Genomic DNA, 353 nt, shown 5'->3' with positions numbered 1-353 from the left:
TGCTGTCTGAGGTCAACAGCGTTCCTGAACACCTCGGACTCGGCATCGAGCTCACGCAGCGCGAAGTAGTTCTGCGCAACGTCGGCCTGCAGTGCGAGCATCACTGAGCGGAAGAGTGCCTCACTGCGCTGCGTGTCGGCGCGCGCCGCGTCGACCGTCGACGCGACACGACCGAACAGGTCCACTTCGTAGGAAGCACTGGCCTGAGCGCGCCAGAACGTCTGCTGTGGCACATTCGTGCCGTCCGACTCAAAGAGAGAAGCGGCCGATACCCGCTGCCTCGTCGGCCCGAAACCGGCGTCGAGCGAGGGGAACAGACCCGCGCGCGCAGCCTGATTCATTGCCCGTGCTTC

Annotated in this window: 1 protein-coding gene; it reads right to left on the bottom strand. The window is 64.9% G+C overall.

The genetic code is table 11. From position 1 onward, the window contains the following. Positions 1-353: TolC family protein (locus PQR32_RS42225; protein ID WP_408241845.1), on the bottom strand; the 353-nt coding region annotated here is incomplete at both ends.

The sequence above is a fragment of the Paraburkholderia dipogonis genome (genome assembly GCF_046027395.1).
GTDB lineage: Bacteria > Pseudomonadota > Gammaproteobacteria > Burkholderiales > Burkholderiaceae > Paraburkholderia > Paraburkholderia dipogonis_A.
This window is presented reverse-complemented; position numbering and strand designations above follow the sequence as displayed.